The sequence below is a fragment of the Lactobacillus sp. UMNPBX1 genome, assembly GCF_002554085.1.
In the GTDB taxonomy this organism is placed as follows: Bacteria; Bacillota; Bacilli; order Lactobacillales; family Lactobacillaceae; genus Lactobacillus; species Lactobacillus crispatus.
Map to the genome: position 1 here is coordinate 141460 of NZ_PCZI01000001.1, position 18366 is coordinate 159825.

Here is an 18366-nt window from a genome sequence, read left to right on the forward strand (position 1 = left end):
AAATTATTGCTTCCAAGCAGCATCAAGCTTATCTTTACCAGTCTTGATATCGCTATTCCATGATTGCTTTTTACTTGCCTTAGCTAAAATGGTTTGCATGTTAGCATTAACTTGATCATATGCGGCAGTAGCATTCTTAGTTACTGGTAAGAAGTAAAGGTTCTTAGAGGTCTTGGCAATAATTGCTGGTATCTTACTGTTCTTGGCAGATTGGTAAACCTTGTCGTTGATAGCAGCAGTATTAACTGGCATGTAGCCTGTTTGTTTAGCCCAGTAAAGTTGTGATGACTTAGAAGTTAAGAACTTAAGGTACTTAAACGCAGCTGACTTTTGCATTGCGGTTGCTTTTTTGAACATATAAATGTCAGTACCTTGTTGTACGTTCATCGTGCTTGGACGAGCAGCTACACCATAAGTGTAACCCTTCTTAAGTCCTTGCTTAAGGTAAGCTTCATTGGCAGTTGAACCGATGAACATAGCAACGCGACCATTGTTGAATGGAGTTGACATGTACTTTTCAGTACCAGCTTGCATGAAGTAGCCGGCTCTTACTCCATTAGCGTAGTAATTGATGGCTTTAACGGAATCCTTGGCAGCAAAGTTTAAGTTCTTATTGAAGTCTTTGCCGTAAGTTTCCTTCATTTGCATCATGTAGTAATTGTTTAAAGCATCAAATCCAACACCGCGTACTTTGTGGTGACTTTCACGGTAAATTTTTGCGGATGCAGAAGCCAATTCACTCATGTTAGTTGGGACTTTAACATCATACTTATCAAGTAAGGTCTTATTGTAGAAAAGTACTTCAACTGACTTGTTGAAAGGAACACCATATTGTGTACCGTTGATGTTTGCACCATCCCAAAGAGCTTTCTTAATGCCACTCTTAGCATATGAGCCCCAGCCAATTTCAGAATTGTTAATGTATGGGGTTAGGTTAACAAGCATATTGTTCTTGGCAGCATTGTAAAGCCAGCCAGGATAAGCTTGAGTAATTGTCGGTAAATCCTTTGGCGATTGCAAACCTGAAACCAACTTAGATTGTAAATCAGAGTAGTTGCCACCTTGGCTTTGCAACTTGATAGTAATGTTAGGATTTTTCTTTTCAAAATCTTTAGTCAATTTTTGCAAACTGCTTTGCGCATTACCAGTTAGTGAATACCAAAAGGTAACGGTAGTCTTCTTGTTAATCTTAGTTGGAATCTTCTTATTAGATGAAGATGAACTAGAATTATTATTTGAACATGCACTCAAGCCTAGAACAGCTAAAGCTGCGGCACCAGTAAGTACCAATTTTTTATAGAATTTCATGATTCTTCCTCTCATGTATATCATGTATTTCTTTTACAAAGGTAGTTTATCATAGATAGACGTACTATTCCTAGCTTTATTAATAAAAATGTTCACAATTAACCGATAAAATTGTTAAAATGATGTTAAATGTATGATATCTTTGGTTTAGCAGGTGAAAAATATGGACAAGAATCCTTTAGTGTATGAATATTCAATTGGTAAGCGTAAGCCATATGATTATGATTATGGTAATCGGCAAGGAAATCAGAATGCTGGCTGTCCTTTTTGTGATGTGCAGCATCTAATTAATATTTATGAAAAAGATGGCGATAAGATTTGGTTGAAGAATAAGTACCCTACGTTAAAGGATACTAATCAAACAATTTTAATTGAATCAAGTGATCACCAGGGAGATATTTCAACTTATACGCGTGAAGATAATCAAGAGTTGATGAAGTTTGGCTTGAAGTGTTTTCAAAAAATGAATAATTCAGGCCGTTATCAGAGTGTGCTTTGGTATAAAAATTTTGGTCCCAAGTCTGATGGTTCTTTAACTCATCCACATATGCAGATCGTGGGCTTATATCATAAAGATGGCTATCACGATATTGGCGCTGATAACTTTAAAGGATTTGAAGTCGGGCGTTCGGGTTCAGTTGAAATGAACTTATCAGCGCGTCCAGTTCAAGGCTACCAAGAAGTAAATATTTTGACACATGATAATACTAATTTGGATACTTGGGCCGATTTGATTCAAAAGGGCACACAATATGTGCGTTCAGTCTTGTCACATGGTGTTGATTCTTATAACTTATTTTTCTATCCAATTAATGATGGTCAAGGTACTTGTTGCAAGATTATTCCACGATTCTATGCTTCACCATATTTCGTTGGGTATAAGATCTCGCAAGTTGACGATTCAGATACATTGAAGTGGGAAGCTGAGCGCTTAAAAGGCTTCGTTAATGGTGGTATTTTACAGTAAGATTTCAAAAATGTGTGTTCAATATTTTGAATACGTTTTTTGTTATAATTGAGGTTGAATAAATCCATTTTTAGAAGAGGATGCTCATAATGAAGAAGATTGTAGTTATTGGTTCAAGTAATGTTGATACAACATTACATGTAAAAGACTTTCCTAAGCCTGGTGAAACAATTAATGCGCTAGACATTACTACTGCTGGTGGCGGTAAGGGTGCTAATCAGGCAATTGCAGCTGCTAAAAGTGGAGCTGAAACTTACCTTATTAACCGTGTAGGTGAAGATAGTGAAGGAAATTTTATCACGCATCAGCTCAAGAGTTATGGCGTGGACACAACTTATGTGCAAACCACAATGGGGGCAAAGACAGGCCATGCTTATATCACGTTGAATGAAGCTGGGCAAAATGACATCATTATTGATCACGGCGCAAATTATGAACTGACAGTGGAAGATATCCGTGCAGCTGGTGATTTGATTAAGAGTTGGGATTGTGTAATTGCTCAATTCGAAATCCCACTAGATGTGACGCTTGAAGCATTTAAGATTGCTAAAAAGGCCAAAAAAATCACTATTTTAAATCCAGCTCCTGCAGTTGATGAGATTCCTAAAGAATTACTGCAATATACTGATATCATTACACCGAATGAAACTGAAAGTGCCAAGATCACTGGCATTGCAATTAAAGATAATTCAACGCTGGCCACTAATGCAGAAAAACTACACATGCTTGGTGTAAAAAACGTGGTTATTACCTATGGTGATAAGGGTGCGTATATTTCAACTCCCGATGTTGAAGAATTAATACCAGCTTATAAAGTTGAAGCAGCCGATACTACTGGTGCAGGAGATACCTTTATTGGATATTTGGTAAGCAATTTGAATTCTGACCTATCTAACTTTGAAGAAGCAGCTAAAATTGCAAGTCGTGCATCTTCAATTGCCGTACAACGTTTAGGTGCTCAGCCTTCAATTCCAACTGAACAGGAAGTTAAACAGGCGATGGAGGATGATGAATAATGAACAAGCAAGAACAAGATCGTTTGAAAAAAGAAGCAGCAGAAAAAGCAGCTGCCATGGTTAAATCAGGTATGGTATTGGGCGTTGGTACAGGTTCAACCGTTGCCTTTTTCATTGATGCTTTAGGTAAGCGCAAAGATGAAGACGGCTTAAAACTGAAGGCTATCGTAACTACTAGTAACCGTAGTAAAAAACAACTTGAGGGCTTAGGCTTTAAAGTTAGTGAATTGGCCGATATTGATCAAGCTGATTTAACTGTAGATGGTGCTGATCGGGTTGCCAATAACTTGGATGGAATCAAAGGCGGCGGTGGTGCATTAACTTTAGAAAAAAATGTAGCAATCAATTCTAAGAAGATCATTTGGATCGTTGATGAATCAAAATTAGTGCATCGTTTAAGCGGCTTCCCATTACCAGTTGAAGTTTTACCAATTTCTTGTGAACAAAACTTTAAACGTTTTGAACAAGAAGGATTAAAGCCTCGGTGGCGTATGGAAGGCAATCAACGTTATGTGACTCACTATGGAAATTATATTATTGATTTGGCTGCAGATCCTGTTCCAGCACCTCATGGTTTAGCTGATTACCTTGATCATACTGTTGGCGTAGTTGAACATGGCTTGTTCCTGGATATGTGTGACGAAGTAATTATTGCTCATAGTGATGGCACCATCGAAGATAAGAAAAAGTAAATTAAGTGTCTGAAGGAGATTTCATCTCCTTTTTTATTTTTTCAAAAAGATATATTTTTATTGCAAAAAATCTAGACTTTTTCTATACTAGTAAAAATTTTAATTTTTAAGTGAAATGGAAATAGAGGATAAAAACTTATGAATAAAATATCTGGTAAGCAAAAGGTGTCTTTTGCTGGCCTTTTAATTGCTATCGGCATTGTCTATGGTGATATTGGTACTAGTCCTTTGTATGTTATGAAGTCGATTGTGACTGAAAATGGTGGAATTAGTAATGTTAACCGTGAACTAATTGTTGGCTCCATTTCGTTGATTTTTTGGACTGTTACATTATTGACAACGGTCAAATATGTGATAATTGCCTTGAAGGCGACTAATCATGGTGAAGGAGGGATCTTCTCTCTTTATGCATTGGTTAGAAAGAGGGCTAAATGGCTAGTTATCCCAGCTTTAATTGGTGGAGCAGCATTGTTAGCTGATGGGACATTAACTCCAGCTGTGACTGTTACAACTTCAATTGAAGGATTGAAAAATATGCGCTTTGGTGATGTAATTCCAGTTTCGTCGCAAGATATGGTTATCTTGATTACTATTGTTATCCTGGTTTTACTATTTTCAATTCAAAGAATGGGAACGAGTGTGATTGGTAAGGCCTTTGGTCCAATCATGCTCCTGTGGTTTACTTTTTTAGGGCTTATTGGACTTATGAACTTAAGCCATGATTGGAGTTTGCTTGATGCAATTAATCCAATTCATGCTTTGCGTATTTTATTTAGTCCTGCTAATAAAGTGGGTATTTTGATTTTAGGTTCAATTTTCTTGGCAACTACTGGTGCTGAGGCTCTTTATTCAGATGTCGGACATGTCGGGAAAAGTAATATTATGGGCTCTTGGCCTTATGTGTTTGTTTGCTTGATTTTAAACTATTTAGGGCAAGGCGTCTGGATTTTACAAAATGCTAATTATCATGCTGGTAATGGTGATTTCAATCCATTTTTTGAAGCAGTACCAAGTAGTCTAAGATTGTTTGCTATTGCTTTGGCTACGATTGCCGCTATTATTGCTTCTCAGGCTTTGATTACGGGTTCATTCACTTTAGTAGCTGAAGCAAGTAGTTTAAAATTTTTACCAAGAATGAATATTATCTATCCTTCAAATGAGAAGGGACAGATTTATATTCCTTCAATTAATAAGATGATCTGTGTCATTACAGTTGCAATTGTTTTCTTATTTAGAACTTCACATCATATGGAAGCAGCATATGGTCTGGCCATCACGGTTACCATGTTGATGACAACTATCTTATTATTTGAATATCTGGGTAAAAAAGGTACCGCGCTATCAATACGATGCATTTTCTTAGTAGTCTTTGCCTTTATTGAAGGGATGTTCTTATTCTCAAGCTTAACTAAGTTTTTGCATGGCGGTTACGTCACTGTTTTAATTGCTGGTTTTATTTTGGCAATCATGTACGTGTGGTTCTATGGCAATAAGATCCGTGATAAGCGTGAGGAGCAGAATGCTTATGTTCGCTTAGATGAATATACAGATATGTTGACTGAGTTGAGCCACTGTGATGATTATCCAGTTTACGCTACGAATGTAGTTTATATGGCTAAGGTTAAGTATAATAAATTCATTAAGCGCGAAATGCTTTATTCAATTTTGGATAAGAGACCTAAACGGGCTAAGGCTTACTGGTTTGTAACTGTTAATGTTACTAACGAGCCATATACTGCAGAATACGCGGTCAATACTTATGGTACTAAGAATGTAATTAACGTTCAGTTGTATTTAGGTTTTAGAAAACAAACCAGTGTAAATGTTTATTTGCGGCAAATTGTTCATGATTTGATCGCTGATGGAACGATTGAAGCTCAACCACAACAATTCACTACTACACCGGGTCGTGATGTAGGGGACTTCGCCTTTGTAATTGTTAACGACGTAATTAGTCCATTAACTAAATTGACAGGCTATGAAAAGTTCATGGTTGAAGCAAGAGTATGGCTGCAGAATTTATCTTCTAACCCTGCATCTTGGTTCGGACTGGAGTATGCCGATACTGTGGTTGAGCGTGTGCCATTAGTATTAGGTGACCATGAAGAAGAACACATTCAACGTATTAAACCCAAAAAAGAAAAATAATTATTAGAATAAAACCAACCACTTTCTTAATTGGTTGGTTTTTTGCTATTATAAAAGTACTTAATACGAGAGGATAATTTTATGAACAAGAGACCTTTAATTATCAGTACTGATCCTGGCATTGATGACATTGCTGCCATGACGATTAGTCTTTTTGCACAAGAACTTGATGTGCGCATGATTGTGCCTACTTGGGGTAACGTGGCACTGAAATATACCTTGCAAAATACCTTAAATTTAGAAAAGTTTTTGCATACTAAGGTTCCTGTCGTAGTGGGTGCTAATCAACCACTGGTGGCACCAATGATTAGTGCTGCTTCGGTTCATGGTAAAACAGGGATTGCCGGCTTTGAATTTGAACAAGCTGATGATTCTTTAATTGAACCTGGTCTTGCTGCAACGTTGATGGCTAAGGAAATTAAAAGTAGTCCAGAAAAAATAACTCTGATGGGCATTGGACCATTAACTGACTTTGCCTTACTTTTTAAGCAATATCCTGAAGTTAAAGAAAATATTGCGGAAATTGTAATTATGGGTGGTAATATTGGTCACGGAAATCATAGCCCATTTGCGGAATATAATATTGCGGGAGATCCGGAAGCAGCGCAGGTAGTTTTTCATAGTGGATTGCTAGTTAAGGTTGCTCCACTTGAAATTGGAAATAAGGCCCATTTAACACCAGAGCAAATGGATAAAGTTAAGACATGTGGTGAAGTGGGTAATATGTTGTATTCACTTTTCTCTAACATTCATGAACCAGACGGTGATCCGCGAATTAAGATTTATGATCCGACTGCAGTTGGAATTATGCTTCATCCGGAAATGTTTACAATGAAAAAGGCAAACGTGAATATTGAATTGCGCGGGCAATATACTTATGGTGCCAGCGTAATGGATTTTATGGACCAAGAACATGCCAATGCGGAGATTGCGACAGATGTGGACTTGGATAAGTTTGCAACTTGGTTTATTGATAGTATTAAAAAGGCAAATCAAGGACGAGAATAATGGCAGATTATGTTTATCGGACAGTTATGCATGACATTAAACAGAATATTTTGAATAATCAGTATGAGGGGATGCGACTGCCTGATGAACGCAGTCTAGCCGAACACTATCAGGTAAGTCGATCATCAATGAAGCGTGCGCTGGAGCTGTTGGCTCAACAAGGGATCGTTTTTAAAAAGCGAGGTAGTGGAACTTTTATTAATCCACTATATTTGCGCAAACAGGCAATGTTTCGTTATGATGGATCGAATCTTGGAATCACTGATTCTTTTAAAGTCCCTGGTAAAAAACAACAAATTAAGTTGCTTGATTTTCATGTGATTAAGGCAACTAAAGAAATTGCGGAAGACTTATTTTTAAATGAAAATGATTTTGTTTATGAATTCAAGCGTCTGCGACTGTTAGATGAACAACCATTTTTAATTGAGACTGGATATTTGCCGATTAAAATTGTGCCGGAATTAAAGCCAGAAACTTTACAAAAGTCTTTGTTTAACTATTTGGAAGATGAACAGGGAAAGACCGTTACTAAGTCATTCTTGAATATCACTGTTGAACCATCGAATGAAGAAGATCAGCAGAAGCTAAATTTGAAGCCGACTGAACCTGTTGGTGTAATGGAAGGGATCTTCTTCTTGGATGATGGGACGCCGTTTGAAGTATCAAATATGCGCGTGCATTATCATTATATGAACTTTAATACCTTTGTTAATTTGGGTAAATAAAAAGTAGCTGTGTTTTCTTAAGTCAATTAGTTTAAGAAAACTTGGCTACTTTTTTATTTTGCTCATTCAGACGGTTTTAGTTTACAGTAATTATTATTTCTCTACTTTAGCTAAATATGAATCAAGCACCTCTAAAACCCCATCATCATTGTTATTCGGGGCCTCATACTTGGCGATTTTCTTAACTTGATCTTCTGCATTAGCCATCGCATAACTGTAACCGGCTAGTTTTAACATCTCAGCATCATTCATTCCGTCGCCAAAGGCAATTAATTCATTGGGTTTAGCACCAAAATAGCGTAAGAAGTATTTTAGAGCGCTCCCTTTATTAACGCTGTAAGGCACAATATCAAGCAAACCGAAACCACTAGAAGTACAGTGAATCTTCTCGGCATGGGTTTGGTTGAATTCTTTTTCTAATTCCGCGGAAAAATCATATTGATAACTTAAGGTGATTTTAGTAATCATATCCTGCGGATTGATAGCCGCTGCTAAATCAGTAACTTCAATTCGATCGGGGTAATAGAAGTTCATCGTCTGCTTAAAACTAGGAGAAGCATTAATAGTTGTATATGAATTGTTGATCCCAGTGACAATAATTGAACTCTTGGAATAATGCTCTTTGATAAAACTTATTAGATCTAAGGTTGTTTTATGAGTGAGCAAATGAGTGCTAATAATTTGATTATCTTGAAGCAAAAGCGAGCCATTGTCAGCAATCATGTCGATTCGGTTTAAAAAGCCAGCAAAATCTTTGCGTAATCTGGTATAAGGGCGCCCACTTGAAACGATAAAGTGAATCCCCTTTTTGTGTAATTCTGTTAAGATGCGGTCAAAGCGCTTGTGATCGAAAGTTTGATCATCATGCATGAAAGTGCCATCCATATCGACAGCAACAACTTTGAATGGTAATTTTGTCATAATTATTTCCTTTGAAAAAATCTATATCTTTTAACAATATTATTGCATAAAAAGGCCGAGCAGATCAGCTACTCGGTCTTTTTGGATTCATTTTTTCATCTAGAGCAGGTTCTAGATACACTTAAATATTAACAAATTGTTCTACCGAAGTGAGCGGACTCAGATAAACATAAGAAATATTTACATATTTGGTAGCGTCACTTAGCTTTTTCATTAGGTCTTGCTGTTCATGAGTTAGATGCAGGTGATTCATGGCAACTCGAGCCTGAATATACATGACCAATTTGCTAGTGTATTCAAGAGGATGATCACCACTGTCGAACTTATTAAGAACAAGCCCAATTGCATCGCGAATCTGCCGATAGCGACCAATATTCATTTCATTGTAGATATTGCTAAAAAAACTATTATAAAAATTCTTCAAATCTTGGTATACTTCACGACTTTCGCTTTGTTTCTTTTGGTTAAAGAGACTGAACATAACTATCACTCCTTTAAAACAGGTATAATTTGCGTTTTTGGATTAAAATGATGCTTTAATTCCTCAGGCAATGGGGTGTCGGTAATAAGGACATCGATCTGATTGAGGGGGACAGACATGTATGGCGAAGAGGATTGATTAGTAAATTTATATTTTTCGGCAACTAATACAACTTGATTAGCGCGACTAGCGGCGGTTTCGACAATTTTGGAATCAGCCATGCTTGGTGTATATACGCCGTCATCTCTGATTCGAGATCCACCAATAAATGCAGTATTGAAATGGATTTGACGCAATGTTTCTAATGCTGTTTCAGAATAAATGAAACGCTGCTTTTTGTTGATAACGCCGCCCAACAATCTGACTGATGGGATTTCTGTTGCTAATAAGCTTAATGCGTTGTCGATTGAATTCGTGACGATCTGCATGTCAATACCATTAAGCATTGGACAGAGCTGCTTTAACGTAGTTGATGAACCGATGAAATCACATTGACCTGGATGAACAAATCTCTTTGCCATTCTAGCCATTTTCATCTTAACCGGTGATTGTACTTGATTTCTTGCTAAAAAATCAGGTACGCTGTTGCAATTAATTTCCATCAAACCACCATGAACTCTAATTGCTTGACCAGTTTCAGTTAGATGAATTACATCTCGTCTTGCCGTATCAAATGATACATTGAAGTGAGCTGCAATCTGTCTAGTTGATAATTGGTGCTTTTTTTCAAGTAACTGTTTAATTTGTATTAATCTTTCTTCTTGGGTCATCTCATGCCCTCCATTTAGTAATCTAACATGAATGAATAATTTTGCACTGATTATGTCAGTATTTGATATTTGTTTATCTGTACTTATAAGTATTTAAGCAGCTAAATACTTATATCAAAGCATTAAAAGGTTGATATAGCAACAAAAAAGGGATGCAATTTTAAATTAAATACTTATTTTTTAAATTGGTAGGATCCAATTATAAAAATAGTTGAACTTTTTAGATAATTTGGTATGATATAAGTGTAAACAAAAGAACAAATGAACAAGAGCACTCTTAAATGCTCAAAGGAGAATAAGATGGCAGTTGATTATGACTCAAAAGACTATTTAAAGAGCGTTGATGCATATTGGCGCGCAGCCAACTACTTGTCAGTTGGTCAATTGTTCTTGATGAAGAATCCGCTTCTCAAGACTCCGTTGGTGGCAGAAGACGTTAAGCCTAAGCCAATTGGTCACTGGGGCACGATTGCACCACAAAACTTTATTTATGCTCACTTGAATCGTGTGCTTAAGAAGTATGACTTGAACATGTTTTATATTGAGGGTTCAGGTCACGGTGGTCAGGTAATGGTTTCTAACTCATATCTTGATGGTTCATATACTGAACGTTACCCAGAGATTACCCAGGACGAAAAGGGGATGGCTAAGCTATTCAAGCGCTTTAGTTTCCCAGGTGGTGTTGCTTCTCACGCTGCTCCTGAAACTCCAGGTTCAATTCATGAAGGTGGGGAATTAGGCTACTCACTTTCACACGGTACTGGTGCTGTTTTGGATAATCCAGATGTTATTGCCGCTGTTGAAATTGGTGATGGTGAAGCTGAAACTGGTCCCTTAGCTGCTTCATGGTTTAGTGACAAGTTCATTAACCCAATTAAAGATGGTGCAGTTCTGCCAATCTTGCAAATCAACGGCTTTAAGATTTCTAACCCAACCATTGTTTCTCGCATGAGCGATCAAGAATTAACCGAATACTTCCGCGGCATGGGCTGGGATCCTCACTTTGTTTCAGTCTTTAAGGGTGGCCGTTTTGACGGTGAAAAGGACCCAATGCAGGTTCACGAAGAAATGGCTAAGACCATGGATGAAGTCATTGAAGAAATCAAGGCTATTCAAAAGCATGCCCGTGAAAACAATGATGCTACCTTGCCACATTGGCCAATGATTATTTTCCAATGCCCTAAGGGCTGGACTGGTCCAAAGAAGGACTTGGATGGCAACCCAATTGAAAATTCATTCCGGGCTCACCAAATTCCAATTCCAGTTGCTCAAGGCGATATGGAACACGCTGATATGCTTACTGATTGGCTGGAAAGCTACAAGCCAGAAGAATTGTTTAATGAAGACGGTTCACCTAAGGAAATCGTAACTGAAAACACTGCCAAGGGCGACCATAGAATGGCAATGAACCCAATTACTAACGGTGGTCTTGATCCTAAGCGGCTTAACTTGCCAGACTACCGCAAATTTGCTTTGAAGTTTGACAAGCCAGGTTCAGTTGAAGCCCAAGACATGGTTGAATGGGCTAAGTACTTGGATGAAGTTGCTAAGCTCAACCCAACTACTTTCCGCGGATTTGGTCCAGATGAATCTAAATCAAACCGCTTGTTCCAATTACTTGATGATCAAAAGCGCCAATGGGAACCAGAAGTTCATGAACCAAATGATGAAAACCTGGCTCCAAGTGGCCGTGTGATTGACTCACAATTGTCAGAACACCAAGATGAGGGCTTCCTTGAAGGCTATGTTTTGACTGGTCGTCATGGCTTCTTCGCTACTTATGAAGCCTTTGGCCGAGTAGTTGACTCCATGCTCACGCAACACATGAAGTGGTTAAGAAAAGCTAAGGAACAATACTGGCGTCATGATTATCCATCACTTAACTTTGTCGCAACTTCAACTGTATTCCAACAAGACCACAATGGTTACACTCACCAAGATCCAGGTATCTTGACTCACTTGTATGAAAAGAACCGTCCAGATCTTGTTCATGAATACTTGCCATCAGACACTAATACGCTTTTGGCAGTGGGCGACAAGGCACTGCAAGACAGAGAATGCATCAATGTCTTGGTAACTTCTAAGCAGCCTCGTCCACAATGGTTCTCAATTGAAGAAGCCAAGAAGTTGGTAGACAAGGGCTTAGGCTACATTGATTGGGCTTCAACTGACAAGGGCGTTAAGCCAGACGTTGTCTTTGCTTCAACTGAAACTGAACCAACTATTGAAACTTTAGCCGCAATCGATATCTTGCACAAGAAGTTCCCAGATTTGAAGATTCGCTACATTAACGTAGTTGACGTCATGAAGCTCATGGATCCTAAGGACAACAAGAATGGTCTTTCAACTGAAGAATTTGACAGATTATTCCCTAAGGATGTGCCAGTAATCTTTGCATGGCATGGCTACAAGAGCATGATGGAATCCATCTGGTTTGCTCGCAAGCGCTACAATGTTCATATTCACTGCTATGAAGAAAATGGTGATATTACTACCCCATTTGACATGCGGGTATTGAATCATCTTGATCGCTTTGACCTAGCTAAGGATGCCGTAGAAAGCATCCCAGCTTTGAAGGGCAAGAATGCGGACTTCATCAGTCACATGGATGACTTGCTTGAAAAGCACCATCAATACATTCGTGACAATGGTAAGGATATGCCAGAAGTAACTGAATGGCAATGGTCGGGCTTGAAGTAAAATTAAAATAAGAATAAATTAGACCTATGCGAAAAGCGTAGGTCTTTTTTTGATAAAGAGGGAAAATATGAAAAGTGGGTTAGTACTTGAAGGTGGAGCAATGCGTGGGTTGTTTACAGCTGGCGTAATTGATGTGTTTTTAGAAAATGACATAACCTTTGATTTAGCAATTGGCGTTTCAGCCGGTGCTGCCTTTGGCGTAAACTTGAAGTCGGAGCAAAAGGGAAGAGTATTGCGCTACAACATGCGCTTTGCGGGGAAATCATATTATGCTAGTTGGAAGTCATGGCGGCGGTCAGGCAATTTGTATGCGGCTAACTTTTGTTACCATATTTTGCCTGATAAGTTGGATGTTTTTGATAAAGAAAAATTTATGACTAATCCAATGGACTTTTGGTGTGTTGCAACTGATGCTGCAACAGGTGAGTCGGTTTATCATCAATTACATGATGCAGGTTATGTTGACTTAGAGTGGATTAGAGCCTCGTCGTCGATTCCATTTTTTGCTCATCCAGTTGCAATTCATGGGCATTATTACTTTGATGGCGGTGTATCTGATTCAATTCCGTATGATTTTTTAGAGCAGCAAAACTGTGATAAAAAGGTAGTCATTGCTACACAGCCGAAGTCTTATCGCAAAAAGCAGAGTAAGCTCTATCCACTGGAAAAAGTAATTTTAAGGAAATACCCTGCAGTAGTAAAAAAATTGGCTACTAGAGCTGAGGATTATAACGCAGTGCTTGACCAAATGGAAAAGGATGAAGAAGCTGGCAAGGCGTTTATTATTCGTCCACCGTTTCCGCTTGAAATTGGCACTTTAGAAACAGATAAAAAAGAGATGCGACGAGTGTATGAGGGCGGACGAGTTGAGGCGGAGAAAATTTTGCCAACTTTGCGTGAATATTTGAACAAATAATAAAACAAGTATCTAGGAAAGATTAATCACTTCTCAGATACTTGTTTTAGGTTGATTATAAAAATTTTTCAAAAGCATTGCTGATGCCATCTTCGTCATTTGAAGTGGTAACATAATCAGCATGCTTTTTCGCTTCTTCGGAGCCATTACCCATGCAAACAGCTGTTCCAGCAAAGTCAAACATGGTAATATCATTTCTTTCGTCTCCAATTGCCATGACCTCTTCTGGAGTAATGCCAAGTTTTTCAGTTAATTCTTTTAATCCGGTTCCTTTATTAACATTAGGGTGAAGTAGCTCTAAGAAGCAATCGTCGGCACGAACAATATACAGCTCTTGCCCAAATTCTTGGCGAATTTTATCCTCCCATTGGTCTAACAACTTAGCTTTAGTGGCAAAACAACCTTTAGCAATTTCAAAATCACTAGGCAATTCATCTGGCTCTCTAATGTATAAAGTCGCACTATTTTCGTAAGCTTGAGTATAAACCATTAAATCAACATCATGATCTCCTGTAATTATTTTTGAATCAGGGGAAACAACGTTAAAAGGTAAATGATGCTCGTTAGCAAAAGCATACATTTTACGATAAAGTCGATTAGAAACTAGATCTTTAGTCATTATCTTGCCATCTGCTGTGCGGGTAATTGCGCCATTAAGAGTGATAGCATATTGATCAGGTCCAATAATTCCTAATTCGTCCATAAAATGTTTTAATCCTGCGATTGGCCGACCAGAACATAAAGCAACTTTTATTCCTTGGTCTAAAGCTGTTTTAACTGCCTTTTTTGTACTGGGCAAAATCTTACCTGTTGAATTAAGCAAGGTACCGTCGGTATCAAGTGCAATAAATTTGATTGTCATAATAATTCCTCCTGTGCATTTAACTTACCGTTAATTATGCCAGACTTTGTGTTATTTCAGTAAGCAAAGTAGTTCATCTTGGAAAGGAAAAAGGTTTTATCACTTGTTTCGTTTCATGAAATGAAATATATTGCAGAGGATTTTATGTGTATAAATAGAGAATGTCTATAGCATATTTATTGACATGTTATTTTTGTATGTAAAGTAAATGATTAAACATAGGCGCGACAAGCAAAATAAAGGGGTATAAATATTGGTATATACATCATTGAAGGGCTGAAATAAATTTCATGAAATGAAATATCATCTTAACTTTATGAAACAATAAGTCATAGTTTTAAAAAGCGCTTACATTAGCTTAAAACTATGGTATAAATAAAAATGTAAGCTAGCTACTAAGATAGAGTTAAGTTCAGAATTTGATATCAACTGGACGTTTTATCTTAAAACATTTTTGAGGAGTAAATATTTGTGTGAAGCACAAATGGCAAAAGTCAATTGTATGAGCACCTTGCGGTTGACTTAATCTGATGAAATAAAGATGTAGATGCAGGTGTAAGCAAGAATCAGTTAATTTATTTAATTTCTTTCTTTGAGAGGTAAATTATTATGATGCAAAAGATTCAGCGGTTTGGGGCCGCTATGTTCGTCCCAGTTATGCTGTTCTCGTTTGCGGGTATTGTCGTAGCTTTAGGTAGTTTGTTCAATAACCCGACTCTGTTTGGTTCAATTGCCAACCCGGGAACTACATGGAACTCAGTTTGGGACACAATTTCAGCTGGTGGTTGGACAGTGTTCAACCAAGAAGGTATTTTGTTTACTGTAGGTTTGCCAATCGGTTTAGCCAACAAGGCTAGAGGTAGAGCAGCCATGGAAGCAGTTATTGCTTACTTGACTTACAACTACTTCATCGGTGCAATGCTTACCCACTGGGGTGCAGCATTTGGTATTCCTAACTTTGACAAGATTCAAATTGTTGCTAACGCTACTAACCACGGTTTAACTAACATTGCTGGTATCAAGACTCTTGACACTAGTATCTTAGGTGCCTTGGTTGTTGCTTTGATTGTTGTATGGCTACACAACAAGTACTTTGACAAGAAGTTGCCAGACTGGCTTGGTACTTTCCAAGGTTCAACTTATGTCTACGCTTTAGCATTCTTCGTAATGATTCCTTTAGCACTCATTACCTGCTGGGGCTGGCCAAAAGTTCAAATGGGTATCACCAGCATGCAACACTTCATCGTAGATAGTGGATTTATCGGTGTTTGGATTTACCAATTCTTGAACCGTGTATTGATTCCTACTGGTCTTCACCACTTGGTATACATTCCATTCCAATTCGGTCCAGCCGTTGTTGCCGGCGGTTTGCAACCATATTGGTTGAAACACCTTGCTGAATACGCTGCAAGTACTAAACCACTTTCACAAATCGCTTCAGTTGAAGGATTCCAACTTTACGGTAACGAAAAGGTATTCTTAGTACCATTTATCTGTCTTGCCTTCTACGCAACTGCTAAGAAGAACAAGAAGAAGCAAACTTCAGCTTTGCTTATCCCAGCTGCTTTAACCTCAGTATTAGCTGGTATTACTGAACCTATCGACTTTACTTATTTGTTTGCTGCTCCAGTTCTTTGGGTAGTTTACTCAGTATTGTCAGCCACGATGAACACAGTTATGTGGGCCTTTGGTTTAAGAGGATTCATGTCAGATGGTGCGATCGGTATCGCTTCAATGAACTGGATTCCACTTTGGCAAAACCACTGGAAGACCTACGTCATGGAATTTATCGTTGGTATTATTTTCGGTATTATCACTTACTTCGTCTTCAAGATCATGATCGAGAAGTTCAACTACATTACTCCAGGTCGTGAAGCCGATGATCAAGATGTTCACCTTCTTTCAAAGAAAGAATACAAGGCTAAGAAAGCTGCAGAAGCTGCTGGTAAGGACGCTAATGACCCTTACATTGAAAGAGCAACTGCTTACCTTGAATTATTAGGTGGTCCTTCAAACATTACAGAATTGAGTTCATGTGCTACTAGATTACGTGTATCTGTTGCCGATCCAAATAAAGTTGCTTCAGATGCCGCATTTAAAGCAAACAAGGCTGTCAATGTCGTACACCACGGTAAGGCTATCCAAGTTATCGTAGGTTTGGACGTACCTCAAGTTCTTGATGAAATGAACACTTTAATGCAACAACAAGGTGGCGACGCTAAGGTATCAACTGAACAAGATAATCCTTATATTGAAAGAGCTACTGGTATCGTTGACTTGCTTGGTGGTGACTCCAACATTCAAGATGTCATTGCTTGCTCAACTAGAGTAAGAACTCATGTCGTTGATCCTAAGAAGGTCGCTCCAGATTCAGAATTCAAGAAGATCGCAGATTCTTACGAAGTACAACATAAAGATAACAACGAGGTTGACATCGTTGTCGGATTGGATGCCGATCAAGTTGTTGATCAAATGAAACAATTGCTATAATATGAAAGCGCTTGTGTTATCATTAATATATAAATTATATATTGATAAGGGCACAGGTATTATGGCAAATTTGAGATCAATGGTCTATGACAATAGTCATAAATTGAACGATTCTGAAAAACAGATAGTTCAATATGTTCTAAATAATCCGAGAGACTGTAGCAAATTAAGCTTAGCCAAATTAGCTAAAAAGCTTTATGTATCCGAATCCGCAATTTTCCGGTTATGTAAAAAGCTAGGACTAAGTGGCTACAGTGAGCTTAAATTTGATTTGGTTGAATTAGCCGAATCGAAGCAAAAACCAATCAAAATTGAAAATAATTTTGCGCGGGAACTTAGTAAAGTAAATTCAGACGTGTTGAAGTATTTCAAACAACGTGATTTCAATAGCTTGTATCGCGATTTAGATAATGCAGAGACAATTTACATTTACTCTACTGGTTGGCAACAAGAGTTAATCGCACAATATTTGGCTCATGAATTGTTTGTAGTTGGCAAGCATGCAACTGTTTTGCCATCAGCATTAGAGGAGTTAAAAGCTGCGGGACGCTTTGCTCAAAAAGGCGATGTTTTGTTTATTATCTCGTTTACGGGTGATAATAAAACGATCAATGAGGAAATCACTAAGTTGGAACTAGTGAATGATAAATTCAAATATGTTTCGTTCACTAACCTGAAGCAAAATAAATTAGCTTCATTAGTGCAGCACAACATTTATTTTCCAACGATTGCCTTTACTGATGATGCCGACTTTAAGAGCGGGAAGGTTGCCTTTACCCCAGCGTACTTCTTAATTGATTTGGTAATTAGTGAATATGTAGCTTGGCAACAGAGTCAAGGAGAGGATGTAGAGATCAATGTGGGCAATTAGTAAACGAAAAGTTGGCAACTTTATCGATCGAATAACCGAAAGCATGCACTTGGATACTAAGAAGATTTTGACTTGGTATTCATACGTACTTTTCATTGCTCCACTATTGTTTTGGGCGATGATTGCACTACGAAGCGGTGCTTCTGGTCAATCGATTCGGATGATGATTATGAAGCAGCCGATGATTGCGATTAGTACAATCGTTGCTATCGTTGACTTCATACTAGGCTACTATATGTTGTTAAACCACAAGCAGTTTTTAATCAATCGACAGACTTATCGCTTCTTGATGGGAAGTCAGATGATTGCTCAGCTCTTTGTTGGCAACTTGCTTTGCGTAGTATTAGCTATCTTAGGTTTTTATCGAGCAAAAGCTTTGAAGAAAACGCAAGATGGTGTTAGTCGAGTAATAATCGCAATTTCACTTACTGCAGCTGGTTTATTACTCGCAAGCTTTATGTTGATATTATTACTTGAATTTTAGAAATCCA

General features: G+C 37.9%; 16 protein-coding genes. 11 read left to right on the forward strand and 5 right to left on the reverse strand.

Annotated features, from left to right (window positions below; genetic code table 11):
* Window positions 1-3: 3 nt before the first annotated feature.
* Complete coding sequence (locus CP352_RS00735; protein ID WP_005724281.1) at window positions 4-1308, reverse strand: extracellular solute-binding protein; 1305 nt, start codon at window positions 1306-1308, stop codon at window positions 4-6.
* 163 nt (window positions 1309-1471) lie between these two features.
* Between CP352_RS00735 and CP352_RS00740 the strand changes: the two genes are divergently transcribed.
* The 6 genes from CP352_RS00740 (at window position 1472) to CP352_RS00765 (ending at window position 7864) form a co-directional block, all read left to right on the forward strand.
* Window positions 1472-2275, forward strand: coding sequence for a DUF4931 domain-containing protein (locus tag CP352_RS00740; RefSeq protein WP_005728555.1), 804 nt, complete (start codon window positions 1472-1474; stop codon window positions 2273-2275).
* An 89-nt stretch (window positions 2276-2364) separates the two neighbouring features.
* Complete coding sequence (rbsK, locus tag CP352_RS00745; RefSeq protein ID WP_065989024.1) at window positions 2365-3291, forward strand: ribokinase; 927 nt, start codon at window positions 2365-2367, stop codon at window positions 3289-3291.
* Window positions 3291-3983 carry a ribose-5-phosphate isomerase RpiA gene (gene rpiA, locus CP352_RS00750; RefSeq protein WP_023487969.1) on the forward strand — a complete coding sequence of 231 codons (693 nt, stop codon included), beginning with the start codon at window positions 3291-3293 and terminating at the stop codon, window positions 3981-3983. Before rbsK ends, rpiA begins: the two co-directional genes overlap by 1 nt.
* Window positions 3984-4121: 138 nt before the next feature.
* Window positions 4122-6131: a KUP/HAK/KT family potassium transporter gene (locus CP352_RS00755; RefSeq protein WP_023487970.1), complete on the forward strand. Its 2010-nt coding sequence runs from the start codon at window positions 4122-4124 to the stop codon at window positions 6129-6131.
* Between the two features lie 81 nt (window positions 6132-6212).
* The gene (locus tag CP352_RS00760) at window positions 6213-7139 is read left to right on the forward strand and encodes a nucleoside hydrolase (protein ID WP_089143550.1); all 927 of its coding nucleotides are present in this window, start codon (window positions 6213-6215) and stop codon (window positions 7137-7139) included.
* Complete coding sequence (locus CP352_RS00765) at window positions 7139-7864, forward strand: GntR family transcriptional regulator (protein ID WP_089143549.1); 726 nt, start codon at window positions 7139-7141, stop codon at window positions 7862-7864. The genes CP352_RS00760 and CP352_RS00765 overlap by 1 nt, the downstream gene beginning before the upstream one ends.
* Window positions 7865-7957: 93 nt before the next feature.
* Here CP352_RS00765 and CP352_RS00770 read toward each other — a convergent pair whose 3' ends face one another.
* The 3 genes from CP352_RS00770 to CP352_RS00780 all read right to left on the reverse strand — a co-directional run bounded on the left by CP352_RS00770 (window position 7958) and on the right by CP352_RS00780 (window position 10036).
* Entirely contained in the window at window positions 7958-8785 is an 828-nt protein-coding gene (locus CP352_RS00770) for a Cof-type HAD-IIB family hydrolase (RefSeq protein ID WP_089143548.1), read from the reverse strand.
* Between the two features lie 121 nt (window positions 8786-8906).
* Window positions 8907-9266, reverse strand: a complete 360-nt coding sequence (locus CP352_RS00775) for a bacteriocin immunity protein (protein ID WP_089143547.1) — start codon at window positions 9264-9266, stop codon at window positions 8907-8909.
* 5 nt (window positions 9267-9271) lie between these two features.
* The gene (locus CP352_RS00780; protein ID WP_023487972.1) at window positions 9272-10036 is read right to left on the reverse strand and encodes a DeoR/GlpR family DNA-binding transcription regulator; all 765 of its coding nucleotides are present in this window, start codon (window positions 10034-10036) and stop codon (window positions 9272-9274) included.
* 300 nt (window positions 10037-10336) lie between these two features.
* On the opposite strand from CP352_RS00780, the gene CP352_RS00785 reads away from it, so the two are divergent.
* The gene (locus CP352_RS00785; RefSeq protein ID WP_089143546.1) at window positions 10337-12736 is read left to right on the forward strand and encodes a phosphoketolase family protein; all 2400 of its coding nucleotides are present in this window, start codon (window positions 10337-10339) and stop codon (window positions 12734-12736) included.
* 67 nt (window positions 12737-12803) lie between these two features.
* Window positions 12804-13652: a patatin family protein gene (locus CP352_RS00790; protein ID WP_089143545.1), complete on the forward strand. Its 849-nt coding sequence runs from the start codon at window positions 12804-12806 to the stop codon at window positions 13650-13652.
* Window positions 13653-13707: 55 nt separating this feature from the next.
* Here CP352_RS00790 and CP352_RS00795 read toward each other — a convergent pair whose 3' ends face one another.
* Complete coding sequence (locus CP352_RS00795) at window positions 13708-14514, reverse strand: Cof-type HAD-IIB family hydrolase (protein WP_057726555.1); 807 nt, start codon at window positions 14512-14514, stop codon at window positions 13708-13710.
* Window positions 14515-15123: 609 nt separating this feature from the next.
* On the opposite strand from CP352_RS00795, the gene CP352_RS00800 reads away from it, so the two are divergent.
* The 3 genes from CP352_RS00800 (at window position 15124) to CP352_RS00810 (ending at window position 18359) form a co-directional block, all read left to right on the forward strand.
* Window positions 15124-17004, forward strand: a complete 1881-nt coding sequence (locus CP352_RS00800) for an alpha-glucoside-specific PTS transporter subunit IIBC (RefSeq protein ID WP_005724271.1) — start codon at window positions 15124-15126, stop codon at window positions 17002-17004.
* Between the two features lie 61 nt (window positions 17005-17065).
* Window positions 17066-17875, forward strand: coding sequence for a MurR/RpiR family transcriptional regulator (locus CP352_RS00805; protein ID WP_089143544.1), 810 nt, complete (start codon window positions 17066-17068; stop codon window positions 17873-17875).
* Window positions 17862-18359 carry a hypothetical protein gene (locus CP352_RS00810; protein WP_013086011.1) on the forward strand — a complete coding sequence of 166 codons (498 nt, stop codon included), beginning with the start codon at window positions 17862-17864 and terminating at the stop codon, window positions 18357-18359. The genes CP352_RS00805 and CP352_RS00810 overlap by 14 nt, the downstream gene beginning before the upstream one ends.
* The last annotated feature ends 7 nt before the right edge of the window (window positions 18360-18366 follow it).

Coding starts and splice junctions, on each gene's coding strand:
- CP352_RS00735 (WP_005724281.1), bottom strand. CDS start 1,308: ATGAAATTCTATAAAAAATTGGTACTTACTGGTGCCGCAGCTTTAGCT.
- CP352_RS00740 (WP_005728555.1), top strand. CDS start 1,472: ATGGACAAGAATCCTTTAGTGTATGAATATTCAATTGGTAAGCGTAAG.
- rbsK (WP_065989024.1), top strand. CDS start 2,365: ATGAAGAAGATTGTAGTTATTGGTTCAAGTAATGTTGATACAACATTA.
- rpiA (WP_023487969.1), top strand. CDS start 3,291: ATGAACAAGCAAGAACAAGATCGTTTGAAAAAAGAAGCAGCAGAAAAA.
- CP352_RS00755 (WP_023487970.1), top strand. CDS start 4,122: ATGAATAAAATATCTGGTAAGCAAAAGGTGTCTTTTGCTGGCCTTTTA.
- CP352_RS00760 (WP_089143550.1), top strand. CDS start 6,213: ATGAACAAGAGACCTTTAATTATCAGTACTGATCCTGGCATTGATGAC.
- CP352_RS00765 (WP_089143549.1), top strand. CDS start 7,139: ATGGCAGATTATGTTTATCGGACAGTTATGCATGACATTAAACAGAAT.
- CP352_RS00770 (WP_089143548.1), bottom strand. CDS start 8,785: ATGACAAAATTACCATTCAAAGTTGTTGCTGTCGATATGGATGGCACT.
- CP352_RS00775 (WP_089143547.1), bottom strand. CDS start 9,266: ATGTTCAGTCTCTTTAACCAAAAGAAACAAAGCGAAAGTCGTGAAGTA.
- CP352_RS00780 (WP_023487972.1), bottom strand. CDS start 10,036: ATGACCCAAGAAGAAAGATTAATACAAATTAAACAGTTACTTGAAAAA.
- CP352_RS00785 (WP_089143546.1), top strand. CDS start 10,337: ATGGCAGTTGATTATGACTCAAAAGACTATTTAAAGAGCGTTGATGCA.
- CP352_RS00790 (WP_089143545.1), top strand. CDS start 12,804: ATGAAAAGTGGGTTAGTACTTGAAGGTGGAGCAATGCGTGGGTTGTTT.
- CP352_RS00795 (WP_057726555.1), bottom strand. CDS start 14,514: ATGACAATCAAATTTATTGCACTTGATACCGACGGTACCTTGCTTAAT.
- CP352_RS00800 (WP_005724271.1), top strand. CDS start 15,124: ATGATGCAAAAGATTCAGCGGTTTGGGGCCGCTATGTTCGTCCCAGTT.
- CP352_RS00805 (WP_089143544.1), top strand. CDS start 17,066: ATGGCAAATTTGAGATCAATGGTCTATGACAATAGTCATAAATTGAAC.
- CP352_RS00810 (WP_013086011.1), top strand. CDS start 17,862: ATGTGGGCAATTAGTAAACGAAAAGTTGGCAACTTTATCGATCGAATA.